Origin of the sequence: Bradyrhizobium sp. 1200_D9_N1_1 (genome assembly GCF_052075915.1) — a bacterium.
GTDB classification, from domain to species: Bacteria; Pseudomonadota; Alphaproteobacteria; order Rhizobiales; family Xanthobacteraceae; genus Bradyrhizobium; species Bradyrhizobium diazoefficiens.
The window spans coordinates 4,490,458-4,514,713 of the sequence record NZ_CP197226.1; the positions used below are offsets into that span (position 1 = coordinate 4,490,458).

Genomic DNA, 24,256 nt, shown 5'->3' on the forward strand with positions numbered 1-24,256 from the left:
AGGATGATCAGCGGAAGGGCCCGGCTAGCCATGTGGCTGGCTGGGCCTTCTTGCGAGAATCAGCTTCAAGTGCCCGGCGGATTAAGCCTTAATTCGCTCCGCACTTGTCTGGCGCGAATTGGGCTATATCTGTCGGTACACCCTGTACCCAAACTTCTACCGCTACCAACTTCCTGCATCACGGGCGTCCATCGGCCTTCCGGCAAATCCAGCCAAACTGGCAGCCAAGAGTGGCGATGTCCGCCTCCGAAAACCCTAGGTGACTCATGCGCGATCCGGTTGAAACCTACATGAACCTCGTGCCCATGGTGGTCGAGCAGACCAACCGTGGCGAGCGCGCCTACGACATTTTCTCGCGCCTGCTGAAAGAGCGCATCATTTTCCTGACCGGTCCGGTCGAGGACGGCATGTCGACGCTGGTCGTCGCGCAGCTGTTGTTCCTCGAAGCGGAAAATCCGAAGAAGGAAATCTCGATGTACATCAACTCGCCGGGCGGCGTGGTGACGTCGGGCCTTGCGATCTACGACACCATGCAGTTCATCCGCCCGCCGGTCTCGACGCTGTGCACGGGGCAGGCGGCCTCGATGGGCTCGCTGCTGCTCGCCGCCGGCGAGAAGGACATGCGCTTCTCGCTGCCGAACGCGCGCATCATGGTGCACCAGCCCTCCGGCGGCTTCCAGGGCCAAGCCACCGACATCATGCTGCACGCGCAGGAAATCCTGAACCTGAAGAAGCGGCTCAACGAGATCTACGTGAAGCATACCGGCCAGACCTACAAGACGATCGAGGACGCGCTGGAACGCGACAAGTTCCTGACCGCCAACGACGCCAAGGAGTTCGGCCTGGTCGACAGGGTCATCGACAAGCGCGCCGAAGAGCCGGCCGCGGCGAAGACCCAGTAGCACTACCGGTCGGTAGCGGCGTCCCTTGGGGGCGCCCGGGTACCTTCAGGGGAGCGTTCACGTTTAGGACTCGTGTGCGCGCTGCAAAACGCCGTTTTGCGCCCTGCGACAGGCAGAAAGTTCCGCTTTCGTGCTTGTTTTTCGTGGCAATCCAGCAACGCCGGGGTGATTTCGATCACTTCGCCCGTGCCAAGACCTGAAATCACGGTATTGTCACGGGTAGCCGGCGACCCCCGATTAGCGAATTCTTGATAGTCGGGTGACAGCATGGTTGGCTACGAATGATCCGCTATGATCGCGGGAGAATCGAGTGACCGTGATTCGCACGGGATGTAGCGCGTAGGGTCTTTTTTGGTACGGAATTTGCTCTATTTGAACTTCATACCGACCGGTGTGTCGGGATGGAGCGATCGAGCGGAACGGGATCGAACCGCGGACGGAGACATGAATGAGTAAGGTCGGCACGAGCGACTCCAAGAACACGCTATATTGCTCGTTCTGCGGCAAGAGCCAGCACGAAGTCCGCAAACTGATCGCGGGTCCCACGGTCTTCATCTGCGACGAGTGCGTCGAGCTTTGCATGGACATCATCCGCGAGGAGAACAAGTCCTCGCTGGTCAAGTCGCGCGACGGCATTCCGACGCCGAAGGAAATCTGCAAGGTGCTGGACGATTACGTGATCGGCCAGAGCCACGCGAAGAAGGTCCTGTCGGTCGCGGTGCACAACCACTACAAGCGCCTCAACCACCAGACCAAGCACAACGACGTCGAGCTCGCGAAGTCGAACATCCTGCTGATCGGTCCGACCGGTTCGGGCAAGACGCTGCTCGCGCAGACGCTCGCCCGCATCCTGGACGTGCCCTTCACGATGGCGGACGCAACGACGCTGACCGAAGCCGGCTATGTCGGTGAGGACGTCGAGAACATCATCCTGAAGCTGCTCCAGGCCGCCGACTACAATGTCGAGCGCGCCCAGCGCGGCATCGTCTACATCGACGAAATCGACAAGATCAGCCGCAAGTCCGACAATCCCTCGATCACGCGCGACGTGTCGGGTGAGGGCGTGCAGCAGGCGCTCTTGAAGATCATGGAAGGCACGGTGGCTTCGGTCCCGCCGCAGGGCGGCCGCAAGCATCCGCAGCAGGAGTTCCTGCAGGTGGATACCACCAACATCCTGTTCATCTGCGGCGGCGCCTTCGCCGGCCTCGAGAAGATCATCTCGGCACGCGGACGGTCGACCTCGATCGGCTTCGGCGCCCAGGTGCTCGCGCCGGAGGACCGCCGTACCGGCGAGATCTTCCGTCACGTCGAGCCTGAGGATCTCCTGAAGTATGGTCTCATCCCCGAGTTCGTCGGCCGTCTGCCTGTGGTGGCGACGCTCGAGGATCTGGACGAGACCTCGCTGAAGAAGATCCTGACCGAGCCGAAGAACGCGCTTGTGAAGCAGTACCAGCGCCTGTTCGAGATGGAGAACATCGAGCTGACCTTTGCCGACGAGGCGCTTGGCGCGGTCGCCCGCAAGGCGATCGAGCGCAAGACCGGCGCCCGTGGCCTGCGTTCGATCCTCGAGGCGATCCTGCTCGAGACCATGTTCGACCTGCCGGGTCTGGAAGGTGTGGAAGAAGTCGTGATTTCCCGCGAAGTCGTGGAAGGCACGGCCCGTCCGCTCTACATCTACGCCGATCGATCCGATCGCGCCGTCGAGAACGCCAGCGCCTGATTTGCGGCGCTGGAACGCTCCAATCGTCCTGAGAAGTGACGGCTGCGGAATGTATCTCCGCAGCCGAGTTAGCGTCGCTTACCCGTGTGCGTAAGCGCCTGATGGCGCGCGTTTTTCAATGACTTGACACCCCCCCGGTCGATAGCCACCTAATGTCGGCGGCGAGCGTGAATTCTCTTCAAGATTCGCCTCAGTTCCGATCCGGCAAGCCCGGTCCACCCTTGGAATGGTAGACTGGTTTTGTGGATCACCTCGGCACCTTGTGGCGGTTGCGCATGAGCATGGCGGGCTGCGTGCAAGGGGGCAAAGCAAAAGGAAAAGGCCATGACTAATCCAAAACCCAGGCCAACCATCGTCCATGGCGAAACGCACGCTTATCCCGTGCTTCCCTTGCGCGACATCGTCGTCTTCCCGCACATGATCGTGCCGCTCTTCGTCGGCCGCGAGAAGTCGATCCGCGCGCTCGAAGAGGTGATGAAGAACGACGCGCTGATCATGCTCGCGACGCAGAAGAACGCGTCCGACGATGATCCGGCGCCCGATGCGATTTACGAGACCGGTACGCTTGCCAGCGTGCTCCAGCTCTTGAAGCTTCCCGACGGCACCGTGAAGGTGCTGGTCGAAGGGCTCGAGCGTGCGCGCGTGCAAAAATACACCGATCGCGCCGACTACTATGAAGCGACCGCGATTGCGCTCGCCGATACCGATGCGAAGTCGGTCGAGGCGGAAGCGCTGGCACGCTCGGTCGTGTCCGACTTCGAGAGCTATGTGAAGCTCAACAAGAAGATCTCGGCCGAGGTCGTCGGCGTGGTGCAGGCGATCACCGATTTCGCCAAGCTCGCCGACACGGTCGCCTCCCATCTCGCCGTCAAGATCGCGGATCGCCAGGGCATCCTGGAGACGCTGTCGGTCACCACGCGCCTCGAAAAGGTGCTGGGCCTGATGGAGAGCGAGATCTCGGTGCTCCAGGTCGAGAAGCGCATCCGCTCGCGCGTCAAGCGCCAGATGGAGAAGACCCAGCGCGAGTATTATCTCAACGAGCAGATGAAGGCGATCCAGAAGGAACTCGGCGACGACGACGGTCGCGACGAGCTCGCCGATCTCGAAGAGAAGATCTCCAAGACCAAGCTCTCCAAGGAAGCGCGCGAGAAGGCGCAGCACGAATTGAAGAAGCTGCGCCAGATGTCGCCGATGTCCGCGGAAGCGACCGTCGTGCGCAACTACCTGGATTGGCTGCTGTCGATCCCGTGGAACAAGAAGTCCAAGGTCAAGAAGGACCTGGAATCGGCGCAGGCCATCCTGGACTCCGATCACTACGGTCTGGAGAAGGTCAAGGAACGTATCGTCGAGTATCTCGCGGTGCAGTCGCGCGCCAACAAGCTGACGGGACCGATCCTGTGCCTCGTCGGACCTCCCGGCGTCGGCAAGACCTCGCTCGGCAAGTCGATCGCGAAGGCGACCGGACGCGAGTTCGTGCGCGTCTCGCTCGGCGGCGTGCGCGACGAGGCCGAGATCCGCGGTCACCGCCGCACCTATATCGGCTCGATGCCCGGCAAGATCATCCAGTCGATGCGGAAAGCCAAGTCGTCCAATCCGCTGTTCCTGCTGGACGAGATCGACAAGATGGGCGCCGACTTCCGCGGTGATCCGTCCTCGGCTTTGCTCGAGGTCCTCGACCCCGAGCAGAACGGGACCTTCAACGACCACTATCTCGAGGTCGACTACGATCTGTCCAACGTGATGTTCATCACGACCGCGAATACGCTCAATATTCCGGGACCGTTGATGGACCGCATGGAGATCATCCGGATCGCGGGCTACACCGAGAACGAGAAGGTCGAGATCGCGCGCAAGCACCTGATCCCGAACGCGGTGTCCAAGCACGGCCTGGACTCCAAGGAGTTCTCGATCGACGACGACGCGCTGCTGCTGCTGATCCGCCGCTACACCCGCGAAGCGGGCGTGCGTAACCTGGAGCGCGAGCTCTCCACACTCGCCCGCAAGGCGGTGAAGGAGCTGATGATCTCCAAGAAGAAGTCGGTCAAGGTCACGGAGAAGTCTCTCGAAGAGCTTCTGGGTGTGCCGAAGTACCGCTTCGGCGAGATCGAGAGCGAGCCGCAGGTCGGCATCGTCACCGGCCTTGCCTGGACCGATGTCGGCGGCGAGCTGCTGACCATCGAAGGCGTCATGATGCCGGGCAAGGGCAAGATGACGGTCACGGGCAACCTGCGCGACGTGATGAAGGAATCGATCTCGGCGGCGGCGTCCTACGTCCGCTCGCGCGCGATCGTCTACGGGATCGAGCCGCCGCTGTTCGACCGGCGCGACATCCACGTGCACGTGCCGGAAGGTGCGACGCCGAAGGATGGTCCGTCGGCGGGCGTGGCGATGGCCACCGCGATCATCTCGGTCATGACCGGAATCCCGGTCCGCCACGATGTCGCGATGACCGGCGAGATCACGCTGCGCGGCCGCGTGCTGCCGATCGGCGGTCTGAAGGAGAAGCTGCTGGCTGCTGCCCGCGGCGGCATCAAGACGGTGCTGATCCCCGAGGACAACGCCAAGGATCTCACGGAGATTTCCGATGCGATCAAGGGCGGCATGGAGATCATCCCGGTCTCCCGTCTCGACGACGTCGTCGCCAGGGCGCTGGTGAAGAAACCGGTGCCGATCGTCTGGGAAGAGGACACCAAGGTGACGGTGAAGCCGGACGGCGACGAAGCCGCTGGCGGCCTGACCGCTCACTGAGCTCCAGCGAAAGATGATAAAACGGCGCCTTCGGGCGCCGTTTTTGCTTTGATGCAAGGGAACGAGGGCGATGCAGATCGACGGGCAATGCCATTGCGGGCAGATCACCTTTGAAGCCGAGATCGACCCCGAGGCGGTCTCGGTCTGCCATTGCCAGGACTGCCAGACGCTGACGGGATCACCGTTCCGGGTCACCGCGATCTGTTCCGCCGGCGACGTCAAGCTCACCGGCGGCACGCCAAAAATCTACGGCAAGCGCGGCGACAACGGCCGGATGCGCTTCCAGCATTTTTGCGCCGACTGTGGTTCCCCGCTGTTCACCAGCGGCGAGGGCGACCAGGCCGACGACTGGGGCATCCGCTGGGGCAGCATCCGCCAGCGCGACGCTCTGAGGCCCAGCCGACAGATCTGGTGCCAGTCGGCGGCAGTGTGGATCGACGCCGTGCCGGGGCTGCCGGGGAGGCCGCAGGATTGATGTTCCGTACTTGCTCACCGAGGGCGGGTAGGGATAAAGAGGCGGCGAGGGCGGTTAGCTCAGCTGGTTAGAGCATCTCGTTTACACCGAGAGGGTCCGCGGTTCGAATCCGTGACCGCCCACCAACGCGTTTTTCGGTACTGCCTCGTCAATTGGAACGGGCCGAGCGGGCAGCACCGAGCCGACGGCCATCGGTTCCGGCTGCATCTTGTGCTTGCGGCCGGTCTTCGCGTCGGGCATATCGGCCCGAACTGGGACGCGTAGAGCGGCTGCCCTGCCAAGCACCACCTGGATCCGACGCCGGCCATATGCCGACCAAGCTGCCCTACCGACCGGAGATCGACGGCCTGCGAGCGATCGCGGTCCTGCCTGTCATTCTCTATCATGCCGGGGTTCCCGGATTCTCGGGCGGCTTTGTCGGAGTCGACGTCTTCTTCGTGATCAGCGGCTATCTGATCACGTCGATCATCCTCGACGAATATGAAAATGGCGGCTTCAGCTTCGTCGGCTTCTACGAGCGGCGCGCCCGGCGCATTCTGCCGCCCTTGTTCCTGGTCTGCCTTGCGAGCATTCCGTTCGCCATCTATTCGCTGAGCCCGCGCGATCTCGAGGAGTTCGCCAGGAGCCTGCTCTCGGTCTGCGGTTTCGTTTCGAACTTCTTCTTCTGGTCGCAAAGCGGATATTTCGACGGGCCGACCGAGCTCAAGCCACTCGTCCATACTTGGAGCCTTGCGGTCGAAGAGCAGTTCTATCTGGTCTTTCCGATCGCGCTGTTCTTGTTGCTCAAGCTCGGTCGACGTCACGCCATCGCGTTGTTTGTCGCGACCGCTGTACTGAGCTTCGCTCTCGCTGTTTGGGGATCGCGTCACGCGACGGCAGCGACCTTCTACCTCCTGCCGGCAAGGTATTGGGAGCTTTTGATCGGTGCGCTGCTGCCGCTGTGCCGCATCGAGACCGAAGCGCGGCGCCTGCCGCGCCGGCTCGCCGAGCCGCTTGCGTTGCTCGGTCTTGCATTGATCGCGATTCCGATCTTCACCTATCACAACATTCCCTATCCCGGCGTTTACACGTTGCCGCCGACACTCGGCACGGCGCTGGCGATCGTGTTCCTGCGACCCGATACGCTATCGGGCCGCATCGTTGCGACGCGCGGCCTCGTTGGCATCGGCCTGATCAGCTACAGCGCCTATCTCTGGCATCAGCCCGTGTTTGCGTTTGCGCGGCTCGGCGCGATCTATGAGGCCAATATCCCGGTCTTCATCGGCCTTTCGGCGATTGCGCTGCTCCTGGCCTACCTGACCTACGTGCTGGTCGAGCGCCCGGCGCGCGACCGCAAGCGGCTCACCCGGAACGAGGTGTTCGCCTATTGCGGTGCTGCCTCCGCGGGACTGGCCGGCCTCGGCCTGGTCGGCATCTTCACCGGCGGGCTCGAGAACAGCTATCTCGCCCGCAACGACATGGCGACCCAGCGGGCCTATGCGCTCATCAAGCAATATGGCTTGCGCGATATCAAGGCCCGGCTGATCGACCGTGGCTGCCAGTTCTGGTCTCCCCGTCCGGACGAGGCGTTCGAGGCGCGGTTTCGATCCTGTGCCGAGAAGTTTGGCCCGGCAACCATGGTCGTCGGCGATTCCCACGGCGAGAACGTCTACAATGCGGTGGCCAAGGCGAGCCCCGGCGAGTTCGTCGTCGGTCTGGTCGACGAAGGCTGCCGTGCGTGGAACGACAGCGATGCCTGTCCGTATTCCAGGCTCAAGGGCTTCCTCGAGCGCAACGGAGCTTCCGTGCGCGGGATCGTCTTCAACGTGTCGGGAGCTCACCTTCTGACCGACCTGGAAGGCAATTCGGAAAACCACCACCTGTTCGAGTGGAAGACGGGATATCTCATCAATTACGAGAAGGTCGCCTTCACGATCAACTATCTGCGGACGATCGCGCCGCTGGCGAAGATCGTGTGGCTCGGTCCCTTTGTCGAAGCACGGGTCAACTTCCGCGATCCGCCGTCAATCGCAAGGGACGCGTTCAGGATGAATCCCGTCTCGCTCCATCATTTCAAGGCGCTGGACGCCGAGATTGCCAAGGAAGTCGCCGAAGGGCCACAGACCTTCAAGTATCTGTCATTCTACGACGTGCTCAAGGTCGATCAGTATTTCCTGCTGACCGGCGATTGTCTGACGTTCAGCGATCCCGATCATCTGAGCGCCTGCGGCGAGGAGTTGCTTGGCGAGAAGCTCAAGGCCCAACTGCCCTGGCCGAATTCGTAGGCTCCAGGCACAAGCATCCAAGCGGTGCCCGTCCGACCTTCAATTTGAATGGGCCGCAACTTCGGTTCGTGATATGGGCTGAACGGCGCGTGAGTGCGCGATGAGGTCCCGATGCAGCAACCCAGCGGACACGAGCAGAATGTCGACCAGATCGCCTATTGGAACGGCCCCAGCGGGCAACGCTGGGCCGATCGACATGCGGTGCAGGAGAGGTTGCTCGGGCCGATCGCGGATGTCCTGATCGATCGCGCCGGGCCGAAGCCGGGCGAGCGCGTGATCGACGTCGGCTGCGGCTCCGGCGCAACGACGGTGGCATTTGCGAAGGCGGTGGCGCCAAACGGCTTCGCGCTCGGCCTCGATGTCTCCGACCCCATGTTGTCGCAGGCGCGTGCGCTGGCGCCAAAGGGCCTGCCGCTCGATTTCGTGCTGGCGGATGCGACGGTACATCCGTTCGAGCCGGCGAGCTTTGACCTCCTGGCCTCGCGCTTCGGCGTGATGTTCTTCGCCGATCCCATTGCGTCCTTCACCAACCTTCGTCGCGCGCTGAAGCCGTCCGGGCGGCTCGCCTTCGCCTGTTGGCGTGAGCCGAAGGAGAACCCGTGGATGATGGCGCCGCTGATGGCGGTCTACAAGCACGTGCCCAAAATGCCGCCGGTCGGGCCGGAGGAGCCGGGCCCGTTCGCCTTCGCATCCGAAGAGCGCGTGATGCGCATCCTGAAAGGGGCGGGCTTCGTCGATGTGGCGATGGAGCCGCACAATCTCGCGATGGATATCGCCATCGGCGGTGGACTCGAGGCCGCCGTCGACGGCGCGCTCCAGATCGGCCCGGCCAGCCGTGCGCTGCAAGGGCATCCGCCGGAGACGTATGAGGCCGCTAAGGCCTCGATCCGCGAAATGCTCGCGCCGTTTTTGAAGGGACAGTCGGTGGCACTTCAGGGCGCGATCTGGATCGTGACGGCGAAGGCGTCGTAGCGCTCGCTGCTCGACGCCGTTGTGCGCAGTTGAAGCTGAGCAAATGCCTCTTCACACCACGTCATCCGGCGCCAGCGCACAGCCATTATCCGGATGCGTCTCGACCTGAAGCGTGGTGTGGCCGATGCGGAAGGACGCCTTCAGCATCTGCGCGGTCTCCATCAGGAACGCATCGCCGCTACCTGCGGGCATGACGAGATGGCAGGTCAGCGCCGTCTCGGTGGTCGAGATCGGCCAGACGTGCAGATCGTGGATCGCGGACACACCCGGGCGCGCCAGCAGGAGCGCCCTGATCGCGGCGAGGTCGGTGCCCTTGGGGGCGGCCGCCATCGACATGTCGATGGAGCCGCGGAGCAGGCTGGTCGTGCTCCAGAGAATGGCGGCGCAGATGACGAGGCTGGTGACGGGGTCGAGCCAAAGCCAGCCGGTCCAGATGATCAGCGCCGCCGAGACGACGACGCCGAGCGAGACGGCGGCGTCGGCGGCCATGTGCAGATAGGCGCCCTCGATGTTGATGTCGTCCTTGCGACCGCTCGCGAACAGCATGGCGGTGAAACCGTTGACGAGGATGCCGATGCCGGCGACCACCATCACGGTCACCCCCGCGACCGGCTCCGGCTCGCGCAGGCGTAAAATCGCCTCCCAGCCGATCGCGCCGGTCGCGACCAGCAGGAACACGGCATTGGCCAGTGCCGCCAGGATGGTCGAGGCACGCAGGCCGTAGGTGAAGCGTCCGCTCGGCGCGCGCCGCGCCGCGATTGCGGCGCCCCACGCCACGACCAGGCCGAGCACGTCGGAGAGATTGTGGCCGGCGTCCGCGAGCAGGGCGGTGGAGTTGCCGATATAGCCATAGACCGCCTCGGCCACGACCAGCGCAGTGTTGAGCGAAATGCCGATCGCGAAGGCCTTGCCGAAACTGGCGGGCGCATGGACATGCGCGTGGCCAAGACCACGACCATGGCCATGATCATGACCGTGGTCGTGATCATGCCCGTGACCTGCATGGTCATGATGGTGATGGCCGTGGTCGTGGCTGCCCAAACCTAGACCTCCCTGGACGCCGCCAAATCAGTCGCCATTCTAGGCGTTTCGCTTGCCACGTCACGCCGGAACAGCATGTAGAGCGCCGGTAGCACCAGGAGCGTCAGCACGGTCGAGGAGATGATGCCGCCAATCACCACGGTTGCGAGCGGCCGCTGCACCTCGGCGCCGGCGCCGGTGGCGAGCGCCATCGGCACGAAGCCGAGCGAGGCGACCAGCGCGGTCATCAGCACCGGGCGCAGCCGGGTCAGCGCGCCCTCCCGCACGGCCTCCGCAACGGATCGTCCCTCGCTGCGCAGCCGCTCGATGAAGGCGATGATGACGAGGCCGTTGAGCACGGCGACGCCCGACAACGCGATGAAGCCGACGCCGGCGCTGATGGACAGCGGGATGCCGCGCAGCAAGAGCGCCGCGACGCCGCCCGTCAGAGCCAGCGGCACGCCGGAGAACACGAGCGCCGCATCCGCCGCCGATCCCATGCCCATGAACAGCAGCAGGAACACCAGCAGCAGCGCCACCGGCACCACGATGGTCAGCCGCTTGGTGGCCGAGACCAGCTGCTCGAACTGCCCGCCCCAGCCGATCCAGTAGCCCGGCGGCAGCTTGACCTTCTCCGCGACGGCGGCTTGCGTCTCGGCGACGAAGGAGCGCAAATCGCGCCCGCGAACGTTGGCCATCACCACGACGCGGCGCTTGCCGTTCTCGCGGCTGATCTGGTTGGGACCCGGCGCGATCTCGATTGCCGCAACGGAAGAGAGGGGCACGTAGCGCGGCGTCGTTCCCGATGTCCCCGGCCAGGCGGTCTTCGTGACGGCCGCGACGTCTTCGCCCGGCGGCAGCGGGATCGGCAGCGACTTGATCGTGTCCGGGTCGGCACGCAGGCTTTCCGGCAGCCGGACCACGATGTCGAAGCGGCGATCGCCTTCGAACAGCTTGCCGACCGGCTTTCCGCCGATCGCGATCTCGACGAGGTTCTGCACCTCGCTGAGGCTGAGGCCATAGCGCGACAGCGCCTGGCGATCGAGCTTGACGGTGAGGATCGGCAGGCCCGCGACCTGCTCGGTCTTGACGTCGGCGGCGCCCTCGATGCCGCGGACCACGCCGTTGACCTGCTGGGCGATGCCGGCGAGCACGTCGAGATCGTCGCCGAAAATCTTGACGCCGACGTCGCTGCGGATGCCGGCGATGAGCTCGTTGAAGCGCATCTGGATCGGCTGGGTCATGCCATAGGCGGTGCCGGGCAGGGTGTTGGCGGCGCGTTCGATCTCCTCGATCACCTCGTTCTTCGGCTTGGCGGGATCGGGCCATTCCTCGCGCGGCTTGAGCGTGACATAGGTGTCGGCGGCGTTCGGCGGCATCGGGTCGTTGGCGATCTCGGCGGTACCGACCTTGGAGAAGATGGTCGCGACCTCCGGCACTTGCTTGACCGCCTTCTCCAGCCGAATCTGCATGTCGACGCTCTGGGTCAGGCTGGTGCCGGGAATCCGGATGGTCTCGATGGTGATGTCGCCCTCGTCGAGGCTCGGGATGAATTCGCCGCCCATGCGTGTCGCGGCGAAGACGCTGCCGGCGACGATCAGGACGGCGCCAAACGCGACGCTGCCGCGGTAGCGGATGGCGCGGTCGAGCAGCGGCACATAGAACCGCTTGGCGGTCCGCATGAAGAGGTTTTCCGTCTCCGAGACCCTGCCGGTGACGAAGATCGCCACCGCGGCCGGGACGAAGGTGATCGACAACAGCGCCGCGCCCGCGAGCGCCATCAGCACGGTCAGGGCCATCGGCGTGAACATCTTGCCTTCGGTCCCCGTCAGGGTCAGGACCGGCAGGTAGACCACGGCGATGATGAGCGTGCCGAACAGGCTCGGCTTGATGACCTCGCTGCTGCCGGCGCGGATCGTCTCCATCCGTTCCTCGAGCGACAGCAGCCGGCCGCGCCGGTGCTGCTCGGCAGCGAGCAGCCGCAGGCAGTTTTCGACGATGATGACCGCGCCGTCGACGATGATGCCGAAGTCGATTGCGCCGAGGCTCATCAGATTGGCGCTGACCTTGCTCTCGACCATGCCTGATATCGTGAACAGCATCGACAGCGGGATGACGCAGGCCGTGATCAGTGCGGCGCGGATGTTGCCGAGGATCAGGAACAGCACTGCGATCACTAGCGCCGCGCCTTCGACGAGGTTCTTCTCGACGGTCTGGATGGTCGCTTCCACCAGATGCGTGCGGTCGTAGACGGCGCGCGCGATCACGCCGTCGGGAAGCGATTTCGCGATCTCCGTGAGCCTCGCCTTGACGCGCTGGGCCACGGTGCGGCTGTTCTCGCCGATCAGCAGCATGGCGGTGCCGAGGACGGTTTCGTTGCCGTTGGTGGTCGCGGCGCCCGAGCGCAGGTCCTGGCCTTCCTGGACGTCGGCGACGTCGCGGATGCGCACCGGCACGCCGCCGCGCGAGCCGATCACGATGTCCCTGATGTCCTCGATATTGGCGACCTGGCCGGGTGCGCGGACGAGATATTGCTCGCCGTTGCGCTCGATATAGCCGGCGCCGACATTGGCGTTGTTGGCGGCCAGCGCCGTCATGATGTCGCGGAAGCCGAGCTTGTAGGCCATCAGCCGGCCGGGGATCGGCAGTACGTGGAATTGCCGCTCATAGCCGCCGATCGAGTTGACCTCGATCACGCCGGGGATGGTGCGCAGTTGCGGCTTGATGATCCAGTCCTGGATGGTGCGCAGTTCCGTCGGCGTGAACTCGGCGCCGGTCGGTGACTTCGCGCCGGCCTTGGCCTCGACCGAGTAGACATAGATCTCGCCGAGCCCGGTCGAGATCGGCCCCATTGCGACCTCGGTGCCTGCAGGCAGCAGGTCCTTTGCCTGCTGGATGCGCTCGTTGACGAGCTGGCGCGCGAAATAGATGTTGGTGCCGTCCTGGAACACGACGGTGACCTGGCTCAGGCCGTAGCGCGAGATCGAGCGGGTGTAGTCGAGCCTGGGCAGGCCGCCCATCGCGGTCTCGATCGGGAAGGTGATGCGCTGCTCCGCTTCGAGCGGCGACAGGCCCGGCGCGCGCGTGTTGATCTGGACCTGGACGTTGGTGACGTCGGGCACCGCGTCGATCGGCAGGCGGGTGAAATTCCAGGCGCCGAAGCCGCCGGCGACGAGCGCGAACAGAACCACGAGCCATCGTTGACGAATGGAGAAGGCGAGGAGGGCGTCAATCATGGTCGGCGTCTCCCTTGCCCATCTCCGCCTTGACCACAAAACTGTTCTCGGCGACGTAGCGCTCGCCGGCCAAAAGGCCTGCGCGGATCTCAACGAATTTCGGATCGGAGTCGCCGAGCTCGACCGGACGTGCCTCGATTTTGTCGCCGTCCTCGCGGACGAACACGATGGTTTTGTTCTCCAGCGTCTGGATCGCACTTCGCCGCACGGCAACTGCGACGTTGCGTGCGGCGAGGATCAGCCGCGCCGTGACGAACAGGCCGGGGCGGAGCCGGCCGTCGGGATTTGGCAGCACCACGCGCGCCAGCGCGGTCTGGGTCTCGCTCGAGCCGATCGGCGCCATGTAGGAGATCGCGCCCTTGATCTCGCCGCGGCCGTCGTCGGGGTCGATCAGCACCTCGTCGTTGAGGCGGACGCGCCGGAGGTCCTGCCGGTAGATCGACAGGTCGACCCAGATGCTGGAGAGGTCGGCGACGACGAAGGCCGGTTTCTGCTCGGAGGCGTATTCGCCGAGCGAGATCTGCCGCTCGATGATGGTGCCGGCGATCGGCGCCTTGAGCTCGTAGACCGTGAGGCTCTGGTTGCTCTCGATCGCGGCGAGCAGATCGTCCCTGGCGACCTTGTCGCCGATGCGCTTCTGGATCGACTTGGCGACGCCCGGAAAGCGCGGCGTCACCTGCACCACGGCTTCCTGATTGGCGCGCAGGATGCCGTTGAAGGCCAGCGTGTCGGTCAGCGTGGCGCCCGCGGCTTCCGCCAGCGTCACGCCGGCGGCCGCGAGCTTGACGTCGGAGATGCGGATGCGGTCGGCGCCGTGCTCGTCCTGCTCGACATGGTCGTTCGGCTTCTTCTGTTCGGAACGCTCGACATGCTCCGCGGGTGCGACCTTGGGCGCTGCAAGCATGGCGTAGCCGTAGGCACCGAGCGCTGCGGTCACGATCGCGACGAGGATGGTGGAGGATGTCTTCATCGCGCGCTCTCCCGGGCCAGCGCAAAGGGATTGCCGACGAGGCCTTCGATGGTGGCGACGCCGGCGTGGAAGTTCTGCAGCGCCTCCTGCTCGCGCAGTCGCGCCTGGGTGACGCTCGCTTGCGCATCGAGCACTTCGAGCAGGGTGAAGCGGCCCTGGCCGTAGCCTTGCGAGATCGCCTCCGAGGCCTCGGTGGCCTTGGGGATGGCGGTCTCGCGCAGCACCGCGAGCTCGCGCAGCGAGCCCTGGAGCGAGTCATAGGCACGGCCGGCAATCACGATCAGCGTGTTGCGGTTGGCCTCGCGCTCGGCCCCGGTCTTGGCGAGGCTTTCCTGCGCGGAGAGGATGTTGCCCTGGTTCTGGTCGAACACGGGTATCGGCACCGAGACGGTGAGGCGCGCCGCATCGTCATTGGTTTCGTTGAAATGGCGCCAGCCGGCCGCGATCCGCACGTCCGGATAGGGCTTGAGCCGCGCCATCAATAGTTCGGCATTGCGCTGGGCAAAGACCGCCGTCCAGCGCACCAATTGCGGATTGGCATCGATGGCGGCGACCACCGACTGGAACGTCGGCGGGCGCCCCGTGGTGTCGAGCCGGCCGGAGACCTCGCCGAACTTCGCAGCTCGGTCGCCCATCAGCACCGCGAGCTCGCGCCGGGCGCTTGCCAGCGTCGCCTTGAATCGCTCGCGGTCGGCCTTCACCAGGGCGGAGGCGACCTCGGCGCGGCCGGTCTCGGCCGGAGAGGAGGCGCCGGCTTCCACGCGGCGGCGGAGCAGCGGCGTCAGCCGGTCGATCGCGGCGATCTGCTCGTCCAGGATCTGGATCCGCCGCTGCGCGCCGAGTACGCTGAGGAAGGCGATCGCCGTCTCCGACAGCACTTCCAGCCTGACGGCCTTGCGCTGGATCGCGGCGACCTCGATGCCGGCCTGTCCGGCCGCGATCCTGGCGTCCCGCTTGCCGAACAGCTCGAAGGCCTGGCTGATCTGGAGCGTGGTCTCGGCCGATTTCGTGCCGCGATAGATGCCCGACCCGAATGAATTGTCCTGTTCATAGGACAGTTCCGGATTGAGGAGCGCGCCGGCCTGGATGCGCTGACCGGTGGCGATGCCGACGTCGCGCTCCGCCGCCGTCAGGCGCGGGCTCGCGGCCAGCGCGCGCGAGAGCGCCGCGCGCATGGTCAGCGTCTGGGCGTGTGACGTCAGCACCAGGGGTGGGCTGATGAGAATAGCCAGCGCGCACGCGATGCGCGCAGCCAGTCGCCTGCAAAACATGAACAGAACCTGTGAAGGAGAACCGATGGGCGCGATGGGGCGCCCGGCTGATCCGTTCAGGTCAGGTGCTTGGGGGGCGGGGATGCCGTATCGGGCGCGATGCCGGCGAGCGCCGGCTGCCGCTGCGGGACCGGCGCTGCCATTACATCGGCCGCGGCTTCCGGCTGCACCGGTTGCACGACAGCGATGGAGAAGCAGCCGTGGCAGTGATGGCCGGCAAGCGCCTTATGATCGCCATGGCCGGCCGCGCCGTGGTCGAGCATCGCCGCGATCTCGGAGCCGCCGGACGGGCTGGTCACATCGATGTCGTGGGCCCCGTGGAGCGCGCCCGAGAGCAGATACATGACCGCGACGAACACAGCCACGAGCCCGCGCCAATGGCGCGTGGTGCTCCGTCTGAAGGGTCGGCGATTCAGGACCACGAATTCACTCTCGCTGTCGGTTCGGCTGGCCTAGCATGGCAGCGGGAACAGTGTCGACCCGCAATAGTGTTACGTGTGGGGAACTCAACGTCGCAGCCGCACCTCATGATGCGAGTGCGACCGGGGCGCAACATTCCGGGGGATTACGAGCTCATTCGGCGGCCTCCGGAATTTGCTCCGACGCGACAGCCCCATCGCCCGTACGGAGCCCGAAGCCCTTCACCAGGCCGAAGATTGCGGGGATCACGATCAGCGTCAGCAGCGTCGACGAGATCATGCCGCCGATCATGGGCACGGCGATCCGCTGCATGATCTCCGATCCCGTCCCGCTGCTCCACATGATCGGCAGCAGGCCGGCCATGATCGCAACCACCGTCATCATCTTCGGGCGGACGCGCTCGACCGCACCTTCCATGATTGCCTTGTCGAGATCGTCGCGAGTCAGGACACGGCCGGCGCGCGCGCAGCGCGCTTCGGTCTCGGCAAGGGCGTGGTTGAGATAGATCAGCATCACCACGCCGGTCTCGGCCGCCACGCCCGCGAGCGCGATGAAGCCGACGGCGACCGCGACCGAGAGATTGAAGCCGAGCCACCACATCAGCCACAGGCCACCGACGAGGGCGAAGGGCAGGGAGAGCATCACGATCATGGTCTCGGTGATCGAGCGGAAGTTGAGGTAGAGCAGCAGGAAGATGATCAGCAGCGTTACCGGCACCACGATCTTCAGCCGCGCGGTGGCGCGTTCCAGATATTCGTATTGCCCGCTCCAGACCACATAGTAGCCTGATGGGAACTGGACGCTCGCCTGCACCGCAGCCCTCGCATCGGCGACATAGCCGCCGAGGTCACGGTCGCGGATGTCGACATAGATGTAGGTGGCGAGCTGGCCGTTCTCGGTCCGGATCGAGGTCGGCCCGCGCGCCGGCGTGACGCTTGCGACCTCGCCGAGCGGGACGGCGCCGCCGCCCGGCATCGGCACCAGGATGTCGCTGGCGATCGCCTTCGGATTGTCGCGCAGGTCGCGCGGATAGCGCATGTTGACGGTGAAGCGCTGCCGGCCCTCGACGGTCGTCGTCACCGTCTGGCCGCCGAGCGCGGTCGCAATCGTGTCCTGCACGTCCTGCACCATGATGCCGTAACGCGACAGCGCCTCGCGGTCCGGCGTGATCTCGAGATAGTAGCCGCCGAGGCTCCGCTCGGCATAGGCCGAGGAGGTGCCGGGCACCGCCTTGAGCACCTGCTCGATCTGCCGGGCCACCTTGTCGATCCCGGCGAGATCGGTGCCCATGACCTTGATGCCAACGGGGGTGCGGATGCCGGTCGAGAGCATGTCGATGCGCGCCTTGATCGGCATGGTCCAGGCGTTGGAGACGCCCGGAAACTGCAGCGCCTTGTCCATCTCGGCGATCAGGCTGTCGATCGTCACGCCGGCGCGCCACTGCTCCTTCGGCTTGAGGTCGACGATGGTCTCGAACATCTCCGACGGCGCCGGATCGGTCGCGGTTGCCGCACGACCGGCCTTGCCGTAGACCGAGGCGACTTCCGGAAACGAGCGGATGATGCGGTCCTGGGTCTGCATCAGCTCGGCCGCCTTGGTCACGGAAATGCCGGGAAGCGTCGTCGGCATGTAGAGCAGGGTGCCTTCGTTGAGATTCGGCATGAACTCGGAGCCGAGCCGGCCTGCCGGCCAGATCGAGGCGGCGAGCACGCCAAGTGCGAGCAAGATCACTGGGATCCGCGCCCGCAGCACGCCTGATATCACCGGCCGGTAGATCCAGATCAGGAAGCGGTTGATCGGGTTCTTGTGCTCCGGGATGATCCTGCCGCGGACGAAGATCACCATCAGCGCCGGCACCAGCGTGACCGACAGCAGCGCCGCCGCCGCCATCGCGAAGGTCTTGGTGAAGGCGAGCGGGCTGAACAGCCGGCCCTCCTGCGATTCCAGGGTGAAGATCGGCATGAACGAGACGGTGATGATCAGCAGGCTGAAGAACAGCGCCGGGCCGACCTCGGCGGCGGCCTCGATCAGGATCGCCACCCGCGAATGGCCGGGCGCGGCGCGCTCGAGATGCTTGTGCGCGTTCTCGATCATGACGATCGCCGCGTCGATCATGGCGCCGATCGCGATCGCGATGCCGCCGAGGCTCATGATGTTGGAGCCGATCCCGAGCAGCTTCATCGCCCCGAACGCCATCAGCACCCCGACGGGGAGCATCAGGATGGCAACCAGCGCGCTGCGGACATGCAGCAGGAACACGATGCAGACCAGCGCCACCACGATGCTCTCCTCGAGCAGCGTATGCCGGAGCGTCTCGATCGCGGCCTTGATCAGGTTGGAGCGGTCGTAGACCGGAACGATCTCGACCGATTTCGGCAGGCTGGTTGCGATCTCCCTGAATCGCTTCTTGACGCCCTCGATTACGTCGAGTGCGTTCATGCCGAAGCGCTGCAGCACGATGCCGCTCGCCACCTCGCCCTCGCCGTTGAGCTCGGCGATGCCGCGCCGCTCGTCCGGTCCGAGCTCGACGCGGGCGACGTCGCGCAGCTTGACCGGCGTTCCGTTGTCGGTCTTCAGCACGATGTTGCCGATGTCGTCGACGCTTTTCAGATAGCCCTTGCCGCGAATGACATATTCGAACTCGGAAAGCTCGACGGTGCGGCCGCCGACGTCGGCATTGCTGGCGCGGATGGCATCGCGCATCTTCTGCATGGTGATGCCGAGGTCGCGCATGCGCTGCGGATCGAGGATGACGTTGTATTGCCGCACGAAGCCGCCGATGCTCGCGATCTCCGCCACGCCTTCCGCCTTGGCGAGCGCAAACTTCAGATTCCAGTCCTGGATCGTCCGCGTCTCAGCAAGGTTCAATTCCTTGGACATCACCGCATATTGGTAGACCCAGCCGACGCCGGTGGCGTCGGGCCCGATCGTGGGCGTGACGCCGGCGGGCAGCCGCGACGCGGCGCCGTTGAGGAATTCGAGCACGCGCGAACGGGCCCAGTAGATGTCGGTACCGTCCTCGAAGATGACGTAGACGAAGGAGACGCCGAAGAAGGAGAAGCCGCGCACCACCTTCGACCTTGGCACCGTCAGCATCGCAGTGGTGAGGGGATAGGTGACCTGATCCTCGATCACCTGGGGCGCCTGGCCCTGATATTCGGTGTAGACGATGACCTGGGTGTCGGAGAGGTCTGGAATGGCGTCCAGCGGCAGATGGAGCAAGGCATAGAGGCCGGCCGCGGCGGCAAAGCCGGTGCCGAACAGGACCAGCAGCAGGTTGCGTGCCGACCAGGCGATGATGCGCGCGATCATGGCTTGCCTCCCATCGCGTGGCCGCCGTGCGCATCAGTGCCTTGCGCGTTAGTGCCTTGGGCGTTGCCGCCTTCGGCGAGTCCTTTGAGGGCCGCCTTGAGGTTGCTCTCGGCATCGATCAGGAAGTTGGCGGAGGTGACGATGACGTCGCCCTCGGCAAGCCCGTCGCGGATCTCGACATAGCCGTCGCCCCGCCGCCCGAGCTTGACCTCGCGCGGCTCGAAGCGGCCCTGTCCCTTGTCGACCAGGACGGCCTGCCGGCTGCCGGTGTCGAGCACCGCGCTTTCGGCCACGCTGAGCACCGGCGCCGGATTGCCGGTATCGATCGCGGCATCGACATACATGTCGGGAAGCAGCGCGAGATCGTCGTTGGCGAGTTCGATCCGTATCCGCGCTGTGCGCGTTTCCTTGTTCAGCTGCGGATAGATGACGCTGATCCGGCCGCCAAAATCCCGACCGGGATAGCTGCGCGCCCGCACCGTCACGGGCTGGCCGACGGCAATGCCGCCGAGGTCGCGCTCGGCGACGTCGACATTGGCCCACACCAGCGAGATATCGGCGATGCGAAACAGGATGTCGCCGGGCTGGGCGCGCATGCCGTCGATGGCGTTGCGCTGGAGCACGATGCCGTCACGCGGCGACGACCATTGGATGGTGATCGGCACCGCATGGCTCTTCTCCATCTCGGCGATGACGGGTTCGGGGACATCGAGATTGACCAGCCGCTGCCGCGAGCCCCGGCCGTAGGGTTCGATGCCCGCGGTCGTCTTCGAGGTGATGGTCGCGAGATATTCGGCCGCTGCGGACGATACGGCCGGACTGTAGATCTCCATCAGCGACTGCCCCTTGGTCACGCGGCTTCCGGTGGTGACGTCGGCAACCTTCTGCACAAAACTCTCGGCGCGCATGGCGATGACCGAGATCCGGCGTTCGTCGAGCTGGATAGTGCCGGGCGCGCGCACCAGCGTCCGCAGCCGCCGTAGTTCGGCAGGCTCCGATTTGACGCCGCTGCGCTGGATTTTGCCGGGCGACAGCTTGACCGAACCGTCGTCGCTGTCGTCGCCGTCATAGACGGCGATGTAATCCATCCCCATCGAATCCTTCTTCGGCACTGGTGAGGTGTCGGGCAGGCCCATCGGGTTGCGGTAATATTTGATCTTGCGATCGGCCTTGTGCTCGCCTTTAGGCTCGTCGGCATCGGACGGCGCCGGTACGGCGACGTAGTCGCGGCCGTCCTCGGTCTTCTTCGGCGTCGGCGAATAGAGCGGCTTGCCGTCCGGATCCTGATAATAGAGCGGGGCGGCCGTATCCGCCGCATTCGCTGCGGACAAAATCGGATCGCCATTCGCCGGCAAAAAGCTGCCGGCAAACAGCGCGGCGCCTACCGCTGCGACAAGCGCAGCGGTAGTGCCGATGAGGCGGCTCTTGCTCATTGCTCGGCCGTGACGACGAGCTTGTTTTCGACCGTGCCGCTTTCGCCCTGCACCTTGGCGCCAAGCGAGAGCTGCCAGCGCCCGGCCATGCCGAAGGTGGCCTTGAAACGGTAGGTGCCGGGCTCGGTGCCCGGCATCGGCGTGACCTTGGTGGCCATCTCCTGCATGCCGTCGGGCGCCATGTCGAGCCGGCTGGCGAAGACCACGGCATCCGGCACGGTCTTGCCGGAGGTCTTGTTGACCAGCCGTACCGTCACGATGCGATCGGCGCCGGCCTTGACGGTCGGCTGCATGAGCTGGAATTCATAGTTCTTGATTTCGGCGCGTGCGGAGGTCGCAAACGCGGTGGCGATCAGCGCGGCCATGGCGGCGCGCGCGACGTGGGACGTTGTCATGATTTCAATTTCCTCGACGGGTCTGATGGAGTCGCACGCAACGACGTGACGCGTCGCGAGACGGTATGCAGCCATGCGCGCCGATTGCGGCACGCATGTTCACCAGGCGGCGGAGCGCCTGTCAGACGATCGATCGAGGGGGATGATCCGGAGGTGGGCGGGTGAGGCCGTCGCCGATGGCATCATCGAGCGGCCGAAGCAGCGCGAGAGGACGCGCATAGCGGATGGCGGTCGCGACGACACGTCCTGCCTGCAACGCCTTCAGCATGCAGATCGCGAGGAGCGGGCAGTCCTGGCATTGCTTGCTGTTCTGCTCGTCGGGGCAGCACGGCATGTCCGCCGACATGTCCTGTGCGCCGGTCATCTGCATGTCGCTAGCCATCAGAGGCTCCGCCGCTGCTGGTGTCACCAGCGGCGCAACCATCAGCCCCGCGGTCACGAGGACCGCGAGCACGAGCCTGAGGATGCGACAAGCCATCATTGCGCGACACTCTCACACGGTGGCAACACTGGAAAGTCCCCCGGTTCACAAGTGTGAGAGCAGGGAGCGCTGGTGGTTAACCGTTTCGAGCGATCGCGGAGTACCATGTTATTGCGCAATCCTAATGGGATTTGGGGCCTCCCTGATAACGCCATCCGGATGCGCCGCCCGCCGGTGCGGTGGCGGGCAGCTCAGGCGCTTGTCGATCATAGGCCAACGCGGAATACGGGCCTTGAGGTAGGACAAACGTTCTGGATTGCGAGGTTTGCCTGGCCTCATTCGGCCAATAGCTCCTGTCGGAAATGGTCGAGCCCGCATGGGCGCTGGCCGAGACGGCCAAGAGAAGCGTGAGTGCGAGAAGGCTCTTCGTCAACATAGTTCCGGCTCCATGATTTTCGCGGAAGCGCCTCTGTTGCGCTTCTTCTGAGGAGTTCGGAGCCATCCGCGAGTCGGTTACAGGCTCACGCCGACGTGAGTGCAGCCTCTCACCAGCGCAGCAGCCGGGGTCCCAACAATGCGCCTGCGAGGGTGCACAGCACGATCGTACCGCCATACCAGAGCGCGACGAAGGGCAGCGAGTCGTCGGTGCAGTGAAGCGCATAGGCCATCGCGCTCATGCCACCTGCGACGAGCCCGCTGAAGGCGCCGGTACGGACCAGATTGGTCGGAGCCGCCTGTCGCACAGCCCAGATGACGACGGCAAACGGGACAATCGCGATGATCGGAATCGAGATGAGGCATTCGAGCCATTGATCGCCCATCACCATCCTGTCCCAGTGCGAGCTCGGCGCCTGCCCAAGGCTGATGCCGGCAAGCAGGAGGATCGCCACAAAGGGCAGTGCGGCGAGGCCCGGGGATACCCTTCGTTCCCCGCCAGGCCGCGCCAGCCGTGCCAGATAGACCGCCGCCGCGCCTGTGGTGCCGAACGCGAATGCGATCTTCAGGAACAGAAAAATCAGGGTGCGTGGCGTGGTCAGGTCGGTGCGGACACCGAGTGCCAAGAACGTGACTCCGATTGCAACGGCCATTCCAACCACAAGCGCAGTGCCGACGCTGCGGTTGACCTGTCGCCGGTTGACCGGTTCGACACCCGCGCTGAGCGCGCTGATCAGCTCGTCCGTCTTCATGTTTGCGTCCTCTGTGCGATCAACGCCGCCAGGGTCTTCAGCCCGCGGTGAATATTGACCTTCACGCCCGATTCCGAGATGTGGCAGCGCTGTGCCGCTTCAGCGACGCTCAGCCCGTCGAGTTTCACGGCCTCGATCGCGCATTGCATCTTTTCCGGCAGGTGTTTGAGCAACCGCCTGAGATCGAAGCTGCTCTCGGCGCTGAGGTTATCGTCATTGGCAATGACGTCGCCCGCCTCGTCGATCGGCACGTCGGTAACCGAGGCCCGGTTTCGGCGGAGAAAATCGATCAGCTTGTAGCGCGCGATCGCGTGCACCCAGGGCGTTAACAGCTCCTGCGGATCGTAGGTGTGTCGCTGGAGGTGGATCGCCAGCACGGCCTCCTGAACCAGATCCTCGGCCTCCGCCACGCCTCGGCCTATTTTCGCGAACTTGCCCTTGTAATAGGCGCGCAAATGGCGGCTCAGCCGCTCAAGCAGCATGCGATGCGCCGCAGCATCGCCATCCTGGCTGGCAAGCATGAGTGCCTTGAGCTCGGTTTCCGTGGTCGTCATACCCACATGGCTATAGTTCGCTCGTATTGCCGACTTGGTTACAGTCAGTTCGCAAGGTTCTCATTTTCCTCCTCCAAGGCAAACGGTGCGAGGGGTCGATCGAGTGGTCCGCAACGCGGATTGGGATGACTTCGTTCGTAGGGACTAGAGGCCGAGGCAATTGTGGAACCGCGCCTGGAAGATCGCCATCGTTACAGGCGCATGGTAAAATGGGACGCCGGAGGGAGCCTGGAGTGCCTGAAGAGTCCTGCTGCTCACACGACGCGTGCTGCGAGAAGGCCGCCAAACCCCGCGTGGAGGAGGTCGCCACGTCGGGCTGCGCCGACTGCTGCTCGGCAGGTGTTCCGGTCTTCGACGGGCTTGATCCACGATACAAGCGCATATTGTGGACCGTCATCGCCATCAACGCGGCGATGTTCGTGAGCGAAATGGTGGCGGGCCACTTGGCCGGCTCGCAGGCTCTCAAGGCCGACGCTCTCGACTTCCTGGCCGATACAGTCACCTACGGCTTGAGCCTTTCGGTCATCGGCGCGAGCCTCAAGACACGGGCCACCGCCGCACTGTTCAAGGGGGTGTCGCTCAGCGCGATGGCAGCCTGGGTGTTCGGATCAACGGTCTATCAGACCCTGATCCTGGGGCTTCCCCGTGCGGAGCTGATGGGAGCGATGAGCCTGGCCGCGCTGGCGGCGAATCTGACCTCGGTTCTCCTGCTCGCGCGCTACAAGGACGGCGACGCCAACGTGCGGTCGGTATGGCTCTGCTCGCGCAATGACGCGGTCGGCAACGTCATTGTGATGATTGCTGCCGTTGGCGTATTCGGTACCGGAACGGCATGGCCTGATCTCGCTGTTGCCGCCGTGATGGCGGGAATTTTCCTCACCTCATCTTTGCAGATCCTGCGGCAAGCGTGGGCGGAGTATCGCGGCGGCCAAGCTGCTGCGACCGCCTGAGGGGCA

Annotated in this window: 18 protein-coding genes and 1 tRNA gene; 8 read left to right on the forward strand and 11 right to left on the reverse strand. The window is 64.7% G+C overall.

Annotated elements, in window-relative coordinates; genetic code table 11:
• The first annotated feature begins 266 nt into the window (after positions 1–266).
• From AB5K84_RS21655 to AB5K84_RS21685, 7 genes are all read left to right on the forward strand, one after another.
• A complete protein-coding gene (locus AB5K84_RS21655) occupies positions 267–902 on the forward strand; it encodes an ATP-dependent Clp protease proteolytic subunit (RefSeq protein ID WP_011087708.1) in 636 nt (211 codons plus the stop codon).
• Between the two features lie 448 nt (positions 903–1,350).
• Positions 1,351–2,622, forward strand: a complete 1,272-nt coding sequence (gene clpX, locus AB5K84_RS21660) for an ATP-dependent Clp protease ATP-binding subunit ClpX (RefSeq protein ID WP_008547851.1) — start codon at positions 1,351–1,353, stop codon at positions 2,620–2,622.
• A gap of 324 nt (positions 2,623–2,946) precedes the next feature.
• Positions 2,947–5,370, forward strand: coding sequence for an endopeptidase La (gene lon, locus AB5K84_RS21665; RefSeq protein ID WP_011087707.1), 2,424 nt, complete (start codon positions 2,947–2,949; stop codon positions 5,368–5,370).
• A gap of 70 nt (positions 5,371–5,440) precedes the next feature.
• Positions 5,441–5,845, forward strand: coding sequence for a GFA family protein (locus AB5K84_RS21670; RefSeq protein ID WP_011087706.1), 405 nt, complete (start codon positions 5,441–5,443; stop codon positions 5,843–5,845).
• 48 nt (positions 5,846–5,893) lie between these two features.
• A tRNA-Val gene (locus AB5K84_RS21675) sits at positions 5,894–5,970 on the forward strand.
• Positions 5,971–6,153: 183 nt separating this feature from the next.
• Positions 6,154–8,109, forward strand: a complete 1,956-nt coding sequence (locus tag AB5K84_RS21680; RefSeq protein WP_011087705.1) for an acyltransferase family protein — start codon at positions 6,154–6,156, stop codon at positions 8,107–8,109.
• 111 nt (positions 8,110–8,220) lie between these two features.
• Positions 8,221–9,081 carry a class I SAM-dependent methyltransferase gene (locus AB5K84_RS21685; protein ID WP_038966304.1) on the forward strand — a complete coding sequence of 287 codons (861 nt, stop codon included), beginning with the start codon at positions 8,221–8,223 and terminating at the stop codon, positions 9,079–9,081.
• A gap of 51 nt (positions 9,082–9,132) precedes the next feature.
• Here the strand turns inward: AB5K84_RS21685 and AB5K84_RS21690 are convergent, their stop codons facing one another.
• The 11 genes from AB5K84_RS21690 to AB5K84_RS21740 all read right to left on the reverse strand — a co-directional run bounded on the left by AB5K84_RS21690 (position 9,133) and on the right by AB5K84_RS21740 (position 23,300).
• Positions 9,133–10,122: a cation diffusion facilitator family transporter gene (locus tag AB5K84_RS21690; protein ID WP_038966302.1), complete on the reverse strand. Its 990-nt coding sequence runs from the start codon at positions 10,120–10,122 to the stop codon at positions 9,133–9,135.
• A 2-nt stretch (positions 10,123–10,124) separates the two neighbouring features.
• A complete protein-coding gene (gene ihpC, locus AB5K84_RS21695; RefSeq protein ID WP_011087702.1) occupies positions 10,125–13,337 on the reverse strand; it encodes a divalent metal ion exporter subunit IhpC in 3,213 nt (1,070 codons plus the stop codon).
• Positions 13,330–14,307 (reverse strand): divalent metal ion exporter adaptor subunit IhpB, encoded by a 978-nt coding sequence (gene ihpB / locus AB5K84_RS21700; protein WP_011087701.1) that lies wholly within the window; start codon positions 14,305–14,307, stop codon positions 13,330–13,332. The genes ihpC and ihpB overlap by 8 nt, the downstream gene beginning before the upstream one ends.
• A complete protein-coding gene (gene ihpA / locus AB5K84_RS21705) occupies positions 14,304–15,578 on the reverse strand; it encodes a divalent metal ion exporter subunit IhpA (protein ID WP_011087700.1) in 1,275 nt (424 codons plus the stop codon). Before ihpA ends, ihpB begins: the two co-directional genes overlap by 4 nt.
• A 56-nt stretch (positions 15,579–15,634) precedes the next feature.
• Complete coding sequence (locus AB5K84_RS21710; RefSeq protein WP_011087699.1) at positions 15,635–16,000, reverse strand: hypothetical protein; 366 nt, start codon at positions 15,998–16,000, stop codon at positions 15,635–15,637.
• Between the two features lie 151 nt (positions 16,001–16,151).
• Positions 16,152–19,310 (reverse strand): efflux RND transporter permease subunit, encoded by a 3,159-nt coding sequence (locus AB5K84_RS21715; RefSeq protein ID WP_011087698.1) that lies wholly within the window; start codon positions 19,308–19,310, stop codon positions 16,152–16,154.
• A complete protein-coding gene (locus tag AB5K84_RS21720; RefSeq protein ID WP_011087697.1) occupies positions 19,307–20,743 on the reverse strand; it encodes an efflux RND transporter periplasmic adaptor subunit in 1,437 nt (478 codons plus the stop codon). Before AB5K84_RS21720 ends, AB5K84_RS21715 begins: the two co-directional genes overlap by 4 nt.
• Positions 20,740–21,138, reverse strand: a complete 399-nt coding sequence (locus AB5K84_RS21725; protein ID WP_028171697.1) for a FixH family protein — start codon at positions 21,136–21,138, stop codon at positions 20,740–20,742. Before AB5K84_RS21725 ends, AB5K84_RS21720 begins: the two co-directional genes overlap by 4 nt.
• A gap of 121 nt (positions 21,139–21,259) precedes the next feature.
• Complete coding sequence (locus tag AB5K84_RS21730) at positions 21,260–21,619, reverse strand: hypothetical protein (RefSeq protein ID WP_011087695.1); 360 nt, start codon at positions 21,617–21,619, stop codon at positions 21,260–21,262.
• A gap of 485 nt (positions 21,620–22,104) precedes the next feature.
• Positions 22,105–22,746 (reverse strand): NrsF family protein, encoded by a 642-nt coding sequence (locus tag AB5K84_RS21735; protein WP_011087694.1) that lies wholly within the window; start codon positions 22,744–22,746, stop codon positions 22,105–22,107.
• Positions 22,743–23,300: a sigma-70 family RNA polymerase sigma factor gene (locus AB5K84_RS21740; protein WP_028171699.1), complete on the reverse strand. Its 558-nt coding sequence runs from the start codon at positions 23,298–23,300 to the stop codon at positions 22,743–22,745. Before AB5K84_RS21740 ends, AB5K84_RS21735 begins: the two co-directional genes overlap by 4 nt.
• Before the next feature lie 233 nt (positions 23,301–23,533).
• Between AB5K84_RS21740 and AB5K84_RS21745 the strand changes: the two genes are divergently transcribed.
• Positions 23,534–24,250 (forward strand): cation transporter, encoded by a 717-nt coding sequence (locus tag AB5K84_RS21745; protein WP_038966301.1) that lies wholly within the window; start codon positions 23,534–23,536, stop codon positions 24,248–24,250.
• Positions 24,251–24,256 lie beyond the last annotated feature (6 nt).

Coding starts and splice junctions, on each gene's coding strand:
- AB5K84_RS21655 (WP_011087708.1), top strand. CDS start 267: ATGCGCGATCCGGTTGAAACCTACATGAACCTCGTGCCCATGGTGGTC.
- clpX (WP_008547851.1), top strand. CDS start 1,351: ATGAGTAAGGTCGGCACGAGCGACTCCAAGAACACGCTATATTGCTCG.
- lon (WP_011087707.1), top strand. CDS start 2,947: ATGACTAATCCAAAACCCAGGCCAACCATCGTCCATGGCGAAACGCAC.
- AB5K84_RS21670 (WP_011087706.1), top strand. CDS start 5,441: ATGCAGATCGACGGGCAATGCCATTGCGGGCAGATCACCTTTGAAGCC.
- AB5K84_RS21680 (WP_011087705.1), top strand. CDS start 6,154: ATGCCGACCAAGCTGCCCTACCGACCGGAGATCGACGGCCTGCGAGCG.
- AB5K84_RS21685 (WP_038966304.1), top strand. CDS start 8,221: ATGCAGCAACCCAGCGGACACGAGCAGAATGTCGACCAGATCGCCTAT.
- ihpC (WP_011087702.1), bottom strand. CDS start 13,337: ATGATTGACGCCCTCCTCGCCTTCTCCATTCGTCAACGATGGCTCGTG.
- ihpB (WP_011087701.1), bottom strand. CDS start 14,307: ATGAAGACATCCTCCACCATCCTCGTCGCGATCGTGACCGCAGCGCTC.
- ihpA (WP_011087700.1), bottom strand. CDS start 15,578: ATGTTTTGCAGGCGACTGGCTGCGCGCATCGCGTGCGCGCTGGCTATT.
- AB5K84_RS21715 (WP_011087698.1), bottom strand. CDS start 19,310: ATGATCGCGCGCATCATCGCCTGGTCGGCACGCAACCTGCTGCTGGTC.
- AB5K84_RS21720 (WP_011087697.1), bottom strand. CDS start 20,743: ATGAGCAAGAGCCGCCTCATCGGCACTACCGCTGCGCTTGTCGCAGCG.
- AB5K84_RS21725 (WP_028171697.1), bottom strand. CDS start 21,138: ATGACAACGTCCCACGTCGCGCGCGCCGCCATGGCCGCGCTGATCGCC.
- AB5K84_RS21730 (WP_011087695.1), bottom strand. CDS start 21,619: ATGATGGCTTGTCGCATCCTCAGGCTCGTGCTCGCGGTCCTCGTGACC.
- AB5K84_RS21735 (WP_011087694.1), bottom strand. CDS start 22,746: ATGAAGACGGACGAGCTGATCAGCGCGCTCAGCGCGGGTGTCGAACCG.
- AB5K84_RS21740 (WP_028171699.1), bottom strand. CDS start 23,300: ATGACGACCACGGAAACCGAGCTCAAGGCACTCATGCTTGCCAGCCAG.